Source organism: Pseudomonas sp. W15Feb9B, assembly GCF_000828175.1.
Lineage (GTDB): Bacteria > Pseudomonadota > Gammaproteobacteria > Pseudomonadales > Pseudomonadaceae > Aquipseudomonas > Aquipseudomonas parakoreensis.
Genome location: NZ_JTKF01000016.1, coordinates 41,173 through 57,487 on the forward strand (window position 1 = coordinate 41,173; position 16,315 = coordinate 57,487).

Below are 16,315 nucleotides of genomic sequence, written 5' to 3' on the forward strand. Positions count from 1 at the left end.
TCAAACACTCCGCAACATGCGCCACAGCGCCAGGCAGCCGGTCACTTGCAACACCACGGCGATGATCAACATGGTCCGCCCACCGCCGTCGTGCCACATGCCAAGCATGTAACCGGGATTGGTCAGCATGAAGTAGCCCACCAGGATCACCGGCAGCGAACCCAGCACCCAGGCCGTCATACGCGTTTCGCCGGTGAGCGCGCGCAGTTGCCGGTCACCCTGGTCACGCTCGCGGATCAACTTGATCAGGTTCTCCAGCAACTCGCTGGCATTGCCGCCATAGCGATGATTGACCTTCAGGCCGAGGGCGAACATGCGCAATTCGTCCTGTTCATAAAGCTCGGCAAAGTCACTGACCGCATCCGGCAGATTGACGCCCAGTTGCACGTTGCGCTGCACCCGGCCCATGGCTTCTTTCAGCGGATCGTCACTCGACTCGATGCCGCCCATGACCGCGTCACTCAGAGTGCGGCCGGACTTGAGACTGCGCACGGTGTAGTCGAGCAACTGCGGTAACTGCTCGATCATGCGTTTGATCCGCCGGTGGTACCGCCAGGACATGTACAGACGCAGAATCAGCGGCGGTGCCAACAGCATCGTCAGCAGACCGATCCAGCTCGCCAGCAGATACCCGAGGGCAATGGCCACGCCCCACAAGGTCAGCCACAGGCCGAATCGTTCGTTGGGACGGCCCAGCCCCGCGCGCAGGAACATGCGTTCGAACCCGACCCACGCCGGTTTCTGGGCAACGAGTTGTGGCTGCCCTGCCGCAAGGCGATTGAGCACCCGTTCGTTGCCGCTCTTGTGGATGCCGTGCACGAACAGCCAGATCGACAGCCCGAGCAGAATCAGACAAAGCAGGATGAGAATGGCCGGTCCGATCATGATGTGCGTCCCATGCTCTCAGCTCAGGTTCATCTCGTGGCGCAACTTGTCGCCCGCCGGATTGACCGCTTCGCGCAGGAAGCCGAAACCGGTACGCCGATCAAGGCGAAACAAGGTGTTGGTGACGTAGACGTCTTCGCGGATGCCGACCACTTCCACCACCTCGCTGACACAGCGGCGGCCGTCCGGCATGCGGGTCAGCTGGATGATCACGTCGAGGGCGGCGCAGATCATCTGACGCAGTGTGCGCTCGGCGATCGAGCGTCCGGTCAGCCCCACCAGCGTCTCCAGGCGCAGCAGCGCATCCTGCGCATTGTTGGCGTGCACGGTGCTCATCGAGCCGTCGTGGCCGGTGTTCATCGCGGTCAGTACATCGACCACTTCGACCCCACGAATCTCGCCGAGGATGATCCGGTCGGGACGCATGCGCAGGGCGTTGCGGATCAGGTCGCTGGCCTTGACTTCGCCGTGACCCTCGGCATTTGGCGGGCGGGTTTCCAGGCGCACGACGTGCGGGTGGCCAAGCTGCAATTCGGCGACGTCTTCGATGGTCACCAGCCGTTCGTGGGGGTTGATCAATTGGCTGAGGATGTTCAGCAGCGTGGTCTTGCCGGTGCCGGTACCGCCGCTGATGAGCACGTTGCAGCGCTTGCCCACCGCCTCTTGAAGAAACTCGAAAATCGCCAGATCGATGGTCTGCATCGCCATCAGGTCACTGCTTTTGAGCATGTCCTTGCGAAACTTGCGAATCGACAGGCACGGGCCATCGAGAGCGATCGGCGGGATGATCGCGTTGACCCGACTGCCATCCGGCAGGCGTGCATCGACCATCGGCGAGGACTCGTCGAGGCGTCGCCCGAGCGGCGCGAGAATCCGTTGCATGACCCGCTCGACGTGATGCGCATCGATAAAGCGCAGGTCACTTTGGTGCAGCACGCCGTCGCGCTCGATGAACACCCGGTGCGGGCCGTTGACCAGAATCTCGGTCACCGACGGATCGCGCAGCAGCACCTCCAGCGGGCCGAAACCGGTGAGTTCGTCGACGATTTCTTCGGCCAGGCGCTCCATCTCGTAGCGGGAAATCGCCAGGTGCAGACGGGCGATGTATTCGGCGACCTTGTCGGTGACAAATTGCGCCAGCAACTGGCGCGAACCTTCCAGCAGGTTTTTCCCCGACTCTTCGATGGCGTCAATGATGTAGCGATGCAGGACCAGTTTCAGGCCTTCGTGATCGGTGTTGCCGGTCGCGCCGTGCTGCACCGCGCCGAACAGTTTTTCCGCGCTCATGAGGTGCCTCGCAAGCGGTCGAACCAGGTGACCTTCGGTTTGGCCAGGCCCTCTGAACGCTTGGCCAGGCGTTCGCCGAGGGTGCGCAGGCTTTGTGTGAGTTTTTCCCGCGGGGCCAGTTCGAACAGGCTGACGCCCTGGTTCTTGGCGTTCAAACGCACTTCAGCGTTGGCTGCCAACACCGCGATCACTTCCAGGTTGAAGGTCTTGCCAAGGGTTTCGGCGTCCGGGGCGACGCTGCTCAAGTAACCGTCCACCAGCAAGCGTGCGTGGTCGAGTTTCATGCCTTTCTCGCGCCACTGGTTGAGCACGGCAAGGTTGCGACGGCAGTTGAGCACGTTCTGATCGGTGTACCAGATCAGCTTGTCGCAATGGCTGACAAACGTGCGCAAGGCTTCACTGTCGGACTGCCCGGTGAGGTTCACGACGATGTGCTGGAAGTGTTGACGCAAGGCGCTGAGCAACATGTACAGCTCGGCGGCACTGGTACTGTCCAGCGGCTCGTCGCTGCTGGCGTACGCCAGAATCCGCAGGCCGGCTTCCGTGCTGGTGAAGGCACTGTCGATCAACGTCGCATCGAGCCTGCGCAAGTGGCGCAGGGCATCGCCGAAGTGAAACGAACTCTCGAGCCCGAGCAGCGCCAGACTGTCGCCCCGGGGCAGGCCCAGATCCAGCAGCAAGGTTTGCTGACCGCTCTTTTGCACCACCAGCGCCATGTGATTGGCCAGCAGCGCACCGTCGGAATTGCTCTGGGTGCCGTACAATACGGTGAGGCCACCCAGTTGGGTGTTGGTGGTCACCGGTGGCAGACGTTTGTTCAGGCGCCGCACCAGCCCGGCGACCTCACTGGCCCGCGAACCGTACGCGACGAAATCCCGGGCGCCGGCACGCATCGCATTGAGCACCAGTTGGTTGTCCATGCCATCACCCAGAGCAACGATGGCGAGCATGGGTTTGGCTTCCAGCGCACCTTCGATCAACGCACTCTGCGCCACCACGTGGTCACGGTCGAGGCCGACGAACACCAGGCTGGCGAAGGTGACATCGACCAGCGCCAGCAACTCGTCCAGGCTCCCGGCCCCGGCGCTGACCACCTGGCCCAGCGGCGCGAGAGCGCCTTGCAGCCACTCCAGATCGGTGCTGTTACGGGTGATCGCAAGAAAGGTCTGGCTCAGGTTCTGGTTCATTGGGACAACCCACTGCGCTTGTCGAAGTTGCCGTTTTCGAGGAAGAACATGCGGTAGAAATTCGGGTCGTAGTTGCGCAATTTTTCGCCCGGCAGCGACGGCAGCTGCGCATCGGCCGCCAATGGCTGCACCAGGTGCGGGGTGACGATCATCAGCAGTTCGCGCTCCTCGCGCTTGATCTGCGAATCACGGAAAAACGCGCCGAGCACCGGGATATCACCCAGCCCCGGAAACTTGTTCACTTGCGAGGTGTTGCTGGTGCTGATCAAGCCACTGATGACGAAACTTTCGCCGTCGGCCAGCGATACGCTGGTATCGGTACGGCGTACGGTCAGGGCGGGCACCGGGGTGCCGGCGATATTGATGGCGTTGGCGTAATCCAGTTCGCTGACTTCCGGCGCGACCTTCAGCGCCACGCGATTGCGGTCGATCACGGTCGGCGTCAGGGTCAGGCGGATGCCAAACTCCTTGTACTCGATGGTCACCGTATCGCTGCCGGAACTGGGCACCGGAATCGGGATTTCGCCACCGGCCAGAAAGCTTGCGCTCTGCCCGCTCAGCGCGACCAGACTCGGCCGCGCGAGGGTGTAGGCAAAGCCGCTGCCTTCCAGCGCGTTGATGATCGCCATGGTCTTGCCGCCGATCCAGGAAAAATTGAACTGGCCGTTATTCACCGGCAACTTCGGTGTCGGCACACCACCGACATCGGGCAGCGTGCCGGGCGAGCCAAACAGAAAATTGCCGCGCACGCCGATCAAAGAGGCCGTGGCTTCCTTGAGTTTGGTGCGGCTGACTTCGACGAAGCGAATGTCGGTCTGCACTTGCGAAGGCAGCGTCGGGTCATCGGAAGGCAGTCTGCTGGTGCTGGTCAACGCCGCTGTGGCACTGCCTTGCACGAACACCATGCTCTGACGCGGCTCACTGGAGCACGAGGTCCAGACCATCAGGCTGGTGGCGCCGGGGGCCACGCCAGTGAGCAAAAAAGAAGCGCTGCCGGTGTCATGCACATCGGCGATCTTCGGATCACCGATGGCCACCCGGGTGATTGCCACGGGCGACTGGATGTCCTGCTGGAACCCTTCGCCGATCTCGATCACCGGCGGCATGCGACCGAGCGCCGAGCAATTGCCGGTGGCCGCGATGGCCGCGTTCATCGTCAGTCCCATCAGTATCAAGGCCGGGACTACCGGTTTTAATAACGGCCTGAATCGACTCTGCATGCACGTGGATCCTTGCTCAGTCATGGGGCTTGTTGGGAAAGCTGATTGCCGCGGATCACTTCCATCGGCTTGCGTTCATGACCACCTGAGGACGGCGCTTTCGGCGCGGCGCCCAAGGCCAGTTGCGTGAACTGGAAGAGTTGGCTGTTGGCGTTATCCAGGTGCGCCGGCGCCTGCTGTTCACCGGCCCAGTATTTCGCCAGCCGCTGCTCTTCGCTGCTGCGCACGGCCAGACGCAAGGTGCCGACCTGGGTGGCGAGCATCATCCGGCTGAGCAATTGTTCAGGTACGGCCAGGACCACGGTGCGCGCAGCGATCCGGCGTTGATCCTGTTTGAGTTTGTCGTCGGCGCTGAGGGCCGGGCTGGCGGGCTGGCCGTCGTTGGTCAGGCCGTATTGTTCACCCACGCCAAGCACGCGCATGGCCGGCAGGACGATTTGCGCCGACTGCTGCAGATTGCTCGCATCCTGGCGCAGGTAGAGCAGCACATCGACATAGTCGCCGGGGAGCAGTTGCCCGGCAGCGCCGATCACTTCATCCACGGCCACCGTCAGAGCGCGCTCGTCGCTGTGGATCATCCGCGCCAGTGAGCCGCCCGCCTCGAAGCTTTCATCGTTGAGCCAGGTGCCGGCGCTCAAATGCCGCCACGGGGTACGGCCCACTGCCTGATCAACACTGGCAAGGCTGCCGGCCGGCGCATTGCGCAATTTTTCCACGGTCACATCGGCAGCGGTCAGCGGAGTGAACGGCGGAACATCGTGCAACAACACGACCACGGGCTGACGGGTCTGATCTTCGGCGGCAGCGACGGTTTTTTCCACCACGACGGGCGTAGCGACAGGCGCCTGGGCAACCGGAGCCGGTTGCCGACTGAGCACCAGGCCCCAGTAACCGACGATGATTGCGCCCAACAGCAGCACGGCTGCAAGGCCCATGGTGACGCGACTGTTCATGACGGCTCTCCCTTTCCTGCTGCACCGACAGCCTGTACTTCCTGCCGAGAGAATTTTTCGCGATCAGGCAGCTATGAACATGCAACGATTTCGCTATTTCCAAGCTAGCTGATACGAGCCAAAACGCCATTAGTGACAGGAAAATAACTCACTAAAGTATGAGTCATGGCCAATTAACTGTAGGGATTGGCTCAATTAACAATCCGGTTAATCCTTTGTGATTAATCCGTTCTTACAGTTGTTGACCGGGGGTTTGTTGACAATGCTCTGATAGCACGGTGAAAGCATGCCGCTGTAGCGTTGGATCGGCGCCAGAGGCGCGAAGGAGTGGACGTATGTTTCGGATGATCATCGACTATCTACTGGCCAGGGCCAGGCTGCTGTGCAGAAGTGAAGAAGGTGCGTCGGCCATCGAATACGCAATCGTGGTGGCAATGGTGGCGGTGGTGGTCGTGGTGTTTGTGTCGCCCATCGGCGACAAGGTGCTGGCCATTTTCAACGTGGTGCTGACCAAGCTCGGTGGCACGGCACAGGTCAGAACGACGCCTTGATCAACATCCCTCCCGTCCTCCAGTGTCCGGGTCCAGGCTGACCAGCAGCAGCGCTCAGACACTGGCAAATCTTCGGATTTCACACGTCCGATCACCCGCCGTTACGAAGGAGAATGTCAATGATCCTCGAATATCTGATATTGCGCCTGAGGTCGTTTCTGGCAAGTACAGAGGCTGCATCCGCCATCGAGTACGCCATCGTGGTGGCGATGGTAGCGGTCGTTGTGGTGGTGTTCATCACACCACTGGGCGCGAAAATCTTTGCGATTTTCAACAGCGTCCTGGTATCCCTCGGCGGCACCGCCCAGACCGCTCCGGTACAGACCCCCTGATGTGAGTCGCGCCCGGCGAATGTCGGGCTACACTCGATATCACTTTCAGCTTTTCAGGGACTGCCCATGACTGCTTCCTCACTCCCCCGCCAACAGTTGCTTCTGGTTGACGACGAAGAGGACGCGTTGCTTGAGCTGGCCGAGCTACTGGAGGGCGAGGGCTTTGTCTGCCACACCGCCACGTCGGTGAAACTCGCCCTGCATCACCTCACCCGCCATCCGGATATTGCCCTGGTCATCACCGATCTGCGTATGCCGGAGGAGTCCGGCATGTCGCTGATCAAGCGCCTGCGCGAGCACACGTCGCGCCAGCATCTGCCGGTGATCGTGACCTCCGGACATGCCGACATGGAGGACGTCAGCGACATGCTGCGCCTGCAGGTTCTGGACCTGTTTCGCAAGCCGATCTACCACGTGCGGCTGCTGGAAACCCTGGACAATCTGTTCCCCAAACCCAAGACACAGGCCGGGTAATACAGGCGAAGGTTTTTTGGCAGAATTGACTGCCTGCCCGGGAAGGGGCAGGCAAACAGAATCAGTGTGCGGTTACACGCTGACGGGCGGCCGAAGCACTGGGTGAAAGGGCCAATGCCAACTGCGTGCGGTTGTGCATGTGGGTCAGGCGCAACACCTGGGAAACGTACAGCTTCACGGTGTTTTCAGTGATGCCCAACTCGCAGGCAATCTGATAGTTGGTCTGCCCTTTGCCCACCAGCCGCGCCACATCCAGTTGCCGTGGCGACAACTGATTGAAGATCGCCGGAATCTCCTGCTCGGCTTCGGCGCTGTCGCCACCGAGCATGTCTTTGACCACCGCCGCCGGGTTACGCCGGACCTTGTCCAGGTCCTGGTAAAGATCGTCGATGGATTCGGAAAGAAACTGCAGCTTCTGGTTCAGGTGGCCCAACTGCACATTCTTGTGCCGCTCCTGCAGAGCCGCTTCCTGACGTTTCACGCCTTCAAGCAGTTCATCGAGCTCGATCGGCTTCTGATAGTAATCGGCGATCCCCGCACGCAGGGCCTTGATCACGTCCTGTTTATCGGCGCGGCCGGTGAGCATGATCGCTTCGAACACCCGGTGTTTGCCGCAGATTCGTTGCAGTTCCTGCACCAGCTGAATGCCGTCCATGTCCGGCATGTGCAGATCGCTCAGCACCAGGCCGATTTCCGCGTCTTCGCTGAAACGCTCGATCGCCTGCGCACTGGATTCACACGGCACACAGCGGTACCCGCTGCTTTCGAGAAACTCGCACAACTCTTCGACGATCAGCGGCTGATCATCGACCACGAGCACTTTTACCGCCGACGTAAGCTTGTTCACGAACCACTCCATTGCTCGGGCCAAAGCTGACTTTTTCTGCACTTTGGCAATGTAACGACTTCATTTGAAAGTAGACGCACTTTCCGACTATGTACATAGAACTAGTGGCACCTGGCGACTAATGGATCCAATGAATCGGAGCCAGTACGCCCAGCAGCACGAACGGTGCAAATGGCAGCTTCTTTGACACTCCAGGCTCCATATATCGAAGATGTTCTCTAAGTCGTTGACTCATATGAAGCCAGACTCTTGGCGCAACAAGCAGCCAGATCAGACTGGCGACGCCGGCGCCGATAAACGCACAAAGAATGAATAAACCGTTCGTCGCAAGGCCCATGGCTGTCATTAGTTTCACATCGCCGGCACCCATGCGCCCCATGTAGTACCCCGGCAGGGTCAACACCAAGGCGATCACGCCCGCCCACAGTCCCTGCTGCGCTTCGGCACCGAGCCAGGTCGTGCCAGTCACCAGCAGATAGATCAGCGCCAGAGCTCCCGCGCCGAATGTCAGTGCATTGGCGATACGCCGGTGTCGGGCATCCTGGGCGGCGCAAACCGCCAGCCAGATCAGGAGAACGAAACTCTGCATCCGGTTAAATCCCGTCCGATTTTGCTGATTGATTCTATGCTGATACTACGCAGTGAACGTCAGGGTAGACGCAGTCATGAAAACCGGCTTCGCAAAATCACAGGCAGGCGCAGTGGCGATCGAATTCGCCCTGGTATTCGTGATTTTTTTCGCCGTATTTTACGCGCTGGTCAGTTACAGCCTGCCGTTTGTATTGATGCAGACCTTCAACGAGGCGACATCCGAAGCGGTGCGCCGCAGCGTCGGAGTCGACCCCAACACGCCTGGTTATGCCTCCGTGGTGGTGAGCACTGCCAACACCGCGTTGACCCAGCAGTTGCAGTGGGTGCCACCCGCGCTGAACCTGGTGGTCGGTGTCGACACCTCAGCGGTGTATGACGCCACTCAAGGTACGCTGACGGTCAGAGTCGATTACCCCACCAGCAAGCTCAATCAGGTCATTCCATTTCTGGTGCTGCCGGGCGTGGGTGCCGTGCCGAGCCTGCCCGCCACCCTCTCCGCCGCGTCGAGCCTGAAATTTTGACCTCCGGCGACCATCTGTTCGGACGCCTGCTCAAACGCGCGCCGGCGCCCGCCAGTGAACTGCCCGACCACCTCGGCTCACCGCCGCAGGGTTTGCACCTGCACCTGGATCACGACGGCGGCGTACTGCAGATGGCCGGGCCGTTGCGTCATCTGTTGGCGCAACAGCCGCCCCACGATTCGCCGCTACCGTTGGCGGCTTATTTACTCGCACACAGTACGCTGGCGATCGAAGGCCGGCCGCAGGACTGGCAAGGGCAAATGCTCGACCTGGATTTCCCCGGGCTCAGTGACCAGACCCTGCATTTGCGCGGCTGGGTGCAGCCTTCGGCGGCGGGCTGGGTATTGCAACTGATGGACATCGGCGACCTGCTGCTGGAGCGCCAGCAATCGCGCCACCGCGAATCCTGTCAGGCCCTTGCCGGGCAGATCAGCGACCACCTGCGCACCTGCAGCCTGATGCGCCTGCCGGTGGTGCTCAGCGAGCAGTTGCAGGCCATCGCCCAGCGCTGGCGAATCCCGTGCCTGGCCATTGCCCTGCTCGACGAACAGGCACAGGGCTGGCAGATTTTTCAACACTATCGCGCCCACGATGCCCCCATGCTGTGGCAGGACGGCCAGCGTCTGGGCACGCCGCTCGACAGCCTCAACGGCAGTGCACCGCAGCGTCTCGGCGCGCATCACGGTTTGTTCGAACACTCGCGCGTTGCAGCGATCTTCGGCAACGCCGATGGTTTCGCCGTGCCCTACAGCGATGATCGCGGGGTGGCGGCATGGCTGCTCTGTGGTTTCTACACCGTGGACGTTGTCGCGCCACACCTGAGCGACCGCGACTGGATGTCACTGACCGGCGCCCTCGCCGGCCCGCTGCTCAGCCGTCTGCGGGATCAGCAACATCATCACTACACCGAGCGCCTCGAGTCGCTGCAAACCCTGCTGGGTACCGGCTGGTGGGAAATGCTCGGGGACGACGTGTTGCTGGCGCCGTCGCTGCTCGCTGCGCTGCCGGCGGACAGCGCGCGAATCTCGCTGCAAGACTGGCTGGCGCTGATTCATCCGGCCGACCGCGAAGAACTGCGCAGCCGTCTGCACGCCCTGCAACTGCACGGCGAAGCCCTGAGCCTGAGCGTTCGTCTGCACCGCAGCGAATCAGGACAAACACCGCAGTGGTATCGCGTGCAAGGTCAGGTCGCCGGCAGTGGTGAACAGCGGCGACTGGTGGGGTTCATGCTCGACATCAGCGACATCCGGAACCAGCAGCAGCGAGCCGAAGCTGCGCACGCGCGACTGGACAACCTGATCGCCAGTTCGCCAGCGGTGATTTATGTGCAGCGTTACGTCGAGGGCGCGCTACGTCCCGATTTCTTCAGCGCCAGTTTGCAGCCGCTGCTGGGCTGGACGCCGGACGAGGGCATTGGCACTGACTGGGTGCAATTGATTCATCCTGAAGACCGCGATCTGTATTTCGCCCGTACCCGCCAACTGCTGCGCGAAGGCTCGGTGCGCGGGCGCTTTCGTTTACGCGACGCGCGCGGCGAATACCACTGGCTGCTCGATGAAGCCAAGCTGCTGCGCAATGACCTGGGCCTGCCGGTCGAAGCCGTCGGCCTGTGGCTGGACGTCACCGAAGCGACCCTCGCCGCCGAACAGGTCAAACAGAGCGAAGAGCGCTACCGGATTCTGGTGGAAGACTCGCCGGCGATGATTTGCCGTTATCGTCCGGACCTGACCCTGACCTTCGGCAACCGGCCACTGGCGACTTATCTGGAATGCTCGCCGGAGCAATTGCCGGGGGTGGATCTGGGCAGCTGGATGTCCGACGAACAACGCGCCGCCTTCGTGCAACGCCTGGCGCTGCTGACTCCAGAGCTGCCGGTGAGCACCGCCGAAATCAGCCTGCAACTGCCCGGACGCGAGCATGCCTGGTGGGTGTGGTCCGATCGCGGGGTGTTCGATGAACACGGGCGCCTGCTCGAAGTGCAGGCCGTGGGCCGCGACAACACCGAGGTGCGCCGCTCGCAACAGCAACTCACACAAAGCGCGAAAATGGCCACCCTCGGCGAAATGGCCACCGGCCTGGCCCACGAAATCAACCAGCCGCTGAACGTGATGCGCATGGCCATCGTCAACGTGCTCAAGCGTCTGGGCAACGGCGATGTGCAGATCGACTACCTGACCGACAAACTCAATCGCATCGACGCTCAAGTGCAGCGTGCGGCGAAAGTGGTCGATCACATGCGCGTGTTCGGCCGCCGCTCGGAGGTCGAGCAGCAACTGTTCAACCCGGCCTCGGCCATCGAAGGGACGCTGTCGTTGCTCGCCGAAGGCATGCGCGGCAAAGGTGTCGACCTGCGGATCAGCGAAACCGCTTTCAGCGTGCAGGTGCGCGGTTATGTCGATCAACTGGAACAGGTGCTGATCAACCTGATGGTCAATGCCCGCGATGCGCTGCTCGGCAAACGCGAGAAGGACGCGTCATTCAAACCCTGGATTTCGATTTACGCCGAGCGCGATGAAAGCAAGGTGCGGCTGTGGGTTGAGGACAACGGTGGCGGCATCGACCCGCGTTTGCTGGAGCGCATATTCGAACCGTTCTTCACCACCAAACCGGTGGGCGTCGGCACCGGTCTGGGGCTGTCGGTGAGCTACGGCATCATTGAAAACATGGGCGGCCATTTGAGCGTGCGCAACTCGCTGGAGGGCGCACGTTTCTGCATCGAGTTGCCGATAGCGCCGGGCGTCTAGATCACCAGATAAGCCTTGCCGGTCTGGCCGCAAGTCATGTTGGCACCGACGTCGACGTCCATCAGGTTGATACCCAGGCTTTTCAGCAGGTTGTTGAGCAAGGGGTCGAGCAACGGGCTGACGAGGTTGGTAATCAGTGGCTGCAAAATCGCCGTGACATCACTGATCAGGCTGGCCACGCCAGTGACGATGGCGCCCAGTGGATTGCTGCCCTGTGGTTTGTAAACGATCAGATTGATCCCCGCCAACGTGTTCGCCAGGCTGTTGACGATATTGCTCGACGGCGCCGCCGAAATCACGCTTGCCGGCAGTTTGAGGTTGGCCGGCGTGGCGAACGGCGTGCTGCTGGAATACAGCAGATCCTGAGCGTTTTGCGCGACGCTGGTATTGACCATGATCGCGATCCCGCCCGCCCCGTACTGCACGTGGGTGCTCTCGTCGCAACTGCCAATGCCGAGGATTTTGTGGCAAGTCACGGTGCCAAGATCGACCAGTGGCAACGGTGTAACCGTCGGTTCGGCGAGCGAGGAAAAAGCATTGGTCGGGTCGATCTTGCCGACCTTGAGGTCAGCGATCGAAGTGATCGTGTGGGCGGTCAGGCTTTTCGTGCCCGCAGTGCCCTGGCCTGCCGGGCAGCTGTAATCGGTGACGTAGCTGACCGCCCCACCGGCATCCAGGGCGATGTCGATTTGCGGCGATGGCAACAGCAGCGGATCAAGCTGTTCGCAACCGGCACCCAGCAGACAACCGACCGAGTTGAGGGTCGCCACCAGATTCAGACTCAACAGCGCATTGAGAGTCGGGGTCAAAGTACCGACCAGCCCCAATACGGCGTTGGTCAACCCGGTCACCCCGGTCAGCACCGGCAGATTCACCGAGAGCAGCGTGCGAATCTGCGCCGTGCGCACATAAATTCGGTCCGGCCCCAACGGATTGGCCTTGGCCCGCGCCGGATCACCAATGGCCGAGAACTGCGGCGGCTCGATCACCTTGACCCGCACCGTGACATTCGCCAGCCCCAGCACGCTGATCGGCAAGGTCGCAGCCACCGCGCTTTTGCTGTTGGCCAGTTGCACCACGCCCTGAATCAATTGCAGCAGTTGCAGGTTGGCATCCAGCCCGGCTGCCGTGGTACCGGTCTGTAACTGCAGGATGTCGCCGAGCTTGACCGGCGCCGCATTGATCGCCGCAACCTGCAACTGACCCAGCGCAGTGATCACCGTGGCGGTCGCGCCATTGAGCTGCACCACCGTCGCGGCCGCCTGAATCAGTTGGGTGACCGTGGCCTGGGTGTTGAGCAGTTGCGTGTAGTTACCGGCCGCGACGTTGAGGTTGATTGCCAGTTGGTTGAGGTAGCTGAGCAGGTTGATGTCGGTATTGAGCAGGCCATCCCAGCCCAGTGCCGTGAGGTTGACGTTGCCGCCGAGCAGCCCGGAGAACAGCGGATTGAGGATGTTCGATTGTGCTGTGTTGATGCTCGCAAGGTTGCTGCGGATGTTCAGTTGCGCGACCGTCGGCGTCGGCTGGGCGGCGACAGCCGAAGCATTCAGCGTGGTGTTCAGACTGACCGCCGAGCCCGTGAACAGCGCTTGTACCCCACCGGCAAAACTGGTGGTTACCGTGCGGCTGGCAGCGACTTTCACCGCCGTCGACTGCGTCGCATCGGCAGTGAACGCGCGCAGTCCGGTGGCGGCGGTCTGTACGCTGCCGCAAGTGGTCACCAGCGTGTTGTTGCCATCGACGGTGTAGCCATTACGCACGGCGCTTTGCCCGGCGTAAGTCGCGGCGCTGAGACCGGACTGGCAGTTGCCGCCGCGACTGACGGCTTCCAGCGCCGCACTGTCGACCACCCGCTGCAACTTGCGCTGCTCCATGTACAGCCGACCGGTGTCGACCACCAACAGCATCAACACCAGCGCCAGACTGAGGGTCGCAGCCGCCATCAAGCCGATCGCCCCGCGTTGCCGGGCCTTGCCATTGAACTGCGTACGAGGCGACATGGCGCACTCCTTTGCTGGCGCGTTACCGAGCGCTACCTCCGATGGTGGGTTTGAGTGTAGACGGCGCTAGTGGCAACGCGCCATTTGATGCCGCACAAAACCCTGCAGACCTCGCCTGCTCGCGAATGCGCGGTGTCATTCAAAATGGATGTGGCTGACACGCCGTCTTCGCGAGCAAGCTCGCTCCCACAGGGGATTTGTGGCGGGGCAAAAAAACGGGAGCCTTCTGGGCTCCCGTTTTTTTTACAGCGCACTAGCGCGGTGGATAGTTGGCCAATATCCGGCTGACAGTTTCGCGCACCGCGTTGCTGCGATCCTGCGGATTCGGCGTGCTGCTGAGCATCTGCTCGTCGCTGCCACGCCACACCAGTTTGCCGTCCTTGCCGTCGAGCAGGTCGATCTGGATCGTTGCCACCTTGTAGGTGATGTTGCGGGTTTCGTTGTACATCGGCGCGCCCCAGTAACCGTTCCACGGGCCACCCCAACCGCCGCCGTAGTTGGTGGTCACTTGCTGCTGACGGTCTTCGACAATCAGGTAGGTCTGCACACTCAGGTCACCCTTGGCCCCCGCTGCGGCGGGACGCAAACCGCGCTGGTCGAGCTGATCGCTGACGGCCTGGCGGATGCGTTGCTCGGTCAGGTCGCTTTTGATCCGTGGATCATCCGGGCGATATTGCAGCGCGGGTTCTTTCCAGCTCCAACTGCGATAGGCGGCGAAGTCGCGGCTGGCATCGAAGTCATGGTTGACCTGATTGGCGGCGCAGGCACTGAGCAGCGCGGCCATGGCCAATAAAGCGAGACGGCGGAACATGATTTTTCTCCGGTTGAAGGCCTGAACCTGCGAAGCGTTCTCATATGAAGTCTAGCTCGGCGGATAGGCCGACAGGGCTTTTTCCAGAGCCTCGCGAATGGCATCGGTGCGCACCAGCTGGCTGCCCTGGTTGGCGGTTTCGGCGCTGGCGCTCCACACCGGTTGCCCGGTGCCGGCGTCGAACAGATTGACCTGCACTACCACGACCTGCTCCTGATAAGTGCGAACAATCGGCACGCTGTTGTACATGCCGTAACCGTGTCCGTAGCGATCATAGCCACCGTATCCGCCGTAGTAGCCGTAGTCGTCCTGCACCTGACGCAAGCGGGTTTCCAGACGCAGGTTGGCGCTGACCAACAGGTCGGCTGGACGGTTGTCGTGCAACGGCCGCAATCCGCGCTGATCCAGCGCATTGCTCACCGCTTCGGCCACTTGCGCCGAGTCGGCCCAGGCTGTGCCCGGCGGCAACTGGCCGTTGAGCCAGGCCCAACTGCGATAGCGCCCGTAATCGCGTGGCGGTGCCGGATAAGCACTGCGATCGAAGGTGTTGGCCGCTTGCGGCGGTGCCGGCGGCAACGGCCGTGACTGCGCGACGTACGGGTTGCTGCCCTGGCAGGCGGCCAGCCCCAGGCAGATCAGCAATAAACCGGATTGAGCTTTCATGCGGTGCTCCGATCAGATCGGCCGGCAGATCCAGTGCAAGTAACGCCCAAGCCCGGCGAAGCTTGGGTGGCGACGGTGAGCGAGCTCCATCTCCAGCAAATCCACGAGTTCGGCGCGGGCCTGGAATTCCACGGGCATGTAGTCGTGAAAAACCCGGATCCCGCTCTGGGTTTCGACCTGCCACAACCCTTCGAGTTGCGTTGCCAGCTCCCGCGGATCAAGCGGCTGCTGCGGGGTCAGGCTTTGCTTTTCACCGGCCATGGTGTTTTTGCGCATTTTCTTGAAATGGCCTTTGAGCAGGTTGCGATAAATCAGCGCATCCCGGTTGTAGAACGCCAGCGACAGCCAGCCGCCGGGGCTGGTCAACTGATGCAGCACCGGCAGGATCGCATGGGGTTCGGCCAGCCATTCGAGTACGGCGTGGCAGATCACCAGATCGTAGGGTTCGGTGAGCTGACCGAGCAGCTCCTGCCACGGCGCCTGGATGAACGTCGCGCTCTGCCCGGCTTCGGCGAAGCGTTGACGAGCCCCTTCGAGCATCGGTTCGGCCGGTTCGGTGAAGGTCACTTGATGGCCACGCTCGGCCAGCCACAGCGACATGTGGCCCAGCCCGCCACCGATGTCCAGCACGCGCAATGGCCGGTCCGGCAACGCTTCGGCCAGGTCGGCCTGCAACACCGCGAGGCGAATCGCGCCTTTGGCGCCGCCGTAGATTTTTTCGGCGAACCGGGTCGCCAACTGATCGAAATGCCGGTCGCTCATCAGCTGAACCGCCGTTCGCTGTCGGCGAGCTTGCTGCGCACCACTTCATTCATGTCCAGCCCCAACTCGCTGCACAGCAGCAACAGATACAGGACGATGTCACCGACTTCCTGCCCGGCATGCGCCAGTTTGTCCGCCGGCAACTGGCGCGACTGGTCTTCGGTCAGCCACTGGAAAATCTCCACCAGCTCGGACATTTCCACGCTGGCGGCCATGGCGAGGTTTTTCGGGCTGTGAAATTGCCGCCAGTCATTACGGTCACGAATGGCGTGCAGGCGTTCGGTCAGTTCAACAAGGTTCATCGGGCTCTCCTGAAGGCGTATAGCTTCGGGGGGATACGCGTTGAAGGCAAGGCCCACGTAGGAGCTGCCGCAGGCTGCGATCTTTTGATCTTGCCCCTGAAAATCAACAGCCAAAGATCGCAGCCTGCGGCAGCTCCTACAGATTTTCCGTTCGGCGCAGCATTGGGCCATACTCCTGTCAGGGA

At 61.6% G+C, this 16,315-nt stretch carries 17 protein-coding genes; 5 read left to right on the forward strand and 12 right to left on the reverse strand.

Going from position 1 to position 16,315, the window contains the following annotated elements; all coding sequences use genetic code 11:
- Genes OC71_RS09895 through cpaB form a run of 5 tightly spaced genes read right to left on the reverse strand, consistent with a single transcriptional unit; the run spans position 1 to position 5,532 of the window.
- The gene (locus tag OC71_RS09895) at positions 1-885 is read right to left on the reverse strand and encodes a type II secretion system F family protein (RefSeq protein ID WP_041068017.1); all 885 of its coding nucleotides are present in this window, start codon (positions 883-885) and stop codon (positions 1-3) included.
- A gap of 18 nt (positions 886-903) precedes the next feature.
- Positions 904-2,172: a CpaF family protein gene (locus tag OC71_RS09900; RefSeq protein WP_041068020.1), complete on the reverse strand. Its 1,269-nt coding sequence runs from the start codon at positions 2,170-2,172 to the stop codon at positions 904-906.
- Positions 2,169-3,359, reverse strand: a complete 1,191-nt coding sequence (locus tag OC71_RS09905) for a pilus assembly protein (protein WP_041068023.1) — start codon at positions 3,357-3,359, stop codon at positions 2,169-2,171. The genes OC71_RS09900 and OC71_RS09905 overlap by 4 nt, the downstream gene beginning before the upstream one ends.
- Complete coding sequence (locus OC71_RS09910) at positions 3,356-4,579, reverse strand: type II and III secretion system protein family protein (protein WP_041068027.1); 1,224 nt, start codon at positions 4,577-4,579, stop codon at positions 3,356-3,358. Before OC71_RS09910 ends, OC71_RS09905 begins: the two co-directional genes overlap by 4 nt.
- Before the next feature lie 20 nt (positions 4,580-4,599).
- Positions 4,600-5,532 carry a Flp pilus assembly protein CpaB gene (gene cpaB, locus OC71_RS09915; RefSeq protein WP_041068030.1) on the reverse strand — a complete coding sequence of 311 codons (933 nt, stop codon included), beginning with the start codon at positions 5,530-5,532 and terminating at the stop codon, positions 4,600-4,602.
- 335 nt (positions 5,533-5,867) lie between these two features.
- Here cpaB and OC71_RS09920 point away from each other — a divergent pair, with 335 nt between their 5' ends.
- The 3 genes from OC71_RS09920 (at position 5,868) to OC71_RS09930 (ending at position 6,889) form a co-directional block, all read left to right on the forward strand.
- Entirely contained in the window at positions 5,868-6,083 is a 216-nt protein-coding gene (locus OC71_RS09920) for a Flp family type IVb pilin (RefSeq protein WP_371260371.1), read from the forward strand.
- A gap of 119 nt (positions 6,084-6,202) precedes the next feature.
- Entirely contained in the window at positions 6,203-6,415 is a 213-nt protein-coding gene (locus OC71_RS09925) for a Flp family type IVb pilin (RefSeq protein WP_041068032.1), read from the forward strand.
- Between the two features lie 66 nt (positions 6,416-6,481).
- Positions 6,482-6,889, forward strand: a complete 408-nt coding sequence (locus OC71_RS09930; protein ID WP_025111740.1) for a response regulator — start codon at positions 6,482-6,484, stop codon at positions 6,887-6,889.
- A gap of 61 nt (positions 6,890-6,950) precedes the next feature.
- Here the strand turns inward: OC71_RS09930 and OC71_RS09935 are convergent, their stop codons facing one another.
- On the reverse strand, positions 6,951-7,736 hold the full coding sequence (locus OC71_RS09935; RefSeq protein WP_041068038.1) for a response regulator transcription factor: 786 nt from the start codon (positions 7,734-7,736) through the stop codon (positions 6,951-6,953).
- A 118-nt stretch (positions 7,737-7,854) separates the two neighbouring features.
- Positions 7,855-8,325 carry a prepilin peptidase gene (locus tag OC71_RS09940; RefSeq protein ID WP_041068041.1) on the reverse strand — a complete coding sequence of 157 codons (471 nt, stop codon included), beginning with the start codon at positions 8,323-8,325 and terminating at the stop codon, positions 7,855-7,857.
- A gap of 76 nt (positions 8,326-8,401) precedes the next feature.
- Here OC71_RS09940 and OC71_RS09945 point away from each other — a divergent pair, with 76 nt between their 5' ends.
- Together OC71_RS09945 and OC71_RS09950 are read left to right on the forward strand one after the other, a co-directional pair.
- Complete coding sequence (locus OC71_RS09945) at positions 8,402-8,848, forward strand: TadE/TadG family type IV pilus assembly protein (protein ID WP_041068044.1); 447 nt, start codon at positions 8,402-8,404, stop codon at positions 8,846-8,848.
- Positions 8,845-11,592: a PAS domain-containing protein gene (locus OC71_RS09950; protein WP_041068047.1), complete on the forward strand. Its 2,748-nt coding sequence runs from the start codon at positions 8,845-8,847 to the stop codon at positions 11,590-11,592. Before OC71_RS09945 ends, OC71_RS09950 begins: the two co-directional genes overlap by 4 nt.
- On the opposite strand, the gene OC71_RS09955 is transcribed toward OC71_RS09950, so the two are convergent.
- The 5 genes from OC71_RS09955 to OC71_RS09975 all read right to left on the reverse strand — a co-directional run bounded on the left by OC71_RS09955 (position 11,589) and on the right by OC71_RS09975 (position 16,130).
- On the reverse strand, positions 11,589-13,592 hold the full coding sequence (locus OC71_RS09955; RefSeq protein ID WP_041068050.1) for a pilus assembly protein TadG-related protein: 2,004 nt from the start codon (positions 13,590-13,592) through the stop codon (positions 11,589-11,591). The two genes, OC71_RS09950 and OC71_RS09955, sit on opposite strands and share 4 nt — an antisense overlap.
- 253 nt (positions 13,593-13,845) lie before the next feature.
- The gene (locus OC71_RS09960) at positions 13,846-14,403 is read right to left on the reverse strand and encodes a DUF4136 domain-containing protein (protein WP_007963018.1); all 558 of its coding nucleotides are present in this window, start codon (positions 14,401-14,403) and stop codon (positions 13,846-13,848) included.
- Between the two features lie 51 nt (positions 14,404-14,454).
- The gene (locus OC71_RS09965; protein WP_041068055.1) at positions 14,455-15,066 is read right to left on the reverse strand and encodes a DUF4136 domain-containing protein; all 612 of its coding nucleotides are present in this window, start codon (positions 15,064-15,066) and stop codon (positions 14,455-14,457) included.
- A 12-nt stretch (positions 15,067-15,078) separates the two neighbouring features.
- Complete coding sequence (locus OC71_RS09970) at positions 15,079-15,828, reverse strand: methyltransferase (protein ID WP_041068058.1); 750 nt, start codon at positions 15,826-15,828, stop codon at positions 15,079-15,081.
- Entirely contained in the window at positions 15,828-16,130 is a 303-nt protein-coding gene (locus OC71_RS09975; RefSeq protein ID WP_007951009.1) for a MazG-like family protein, read from the reverse strand. The genes OC71_RS09970 and OC71_RS09975 overlap by 1 nt, the downstream gene beginning before the upstream one ends.
- Between the last annotated feature and the right edge of the window lie 185 nt (positions 16,131-16,315).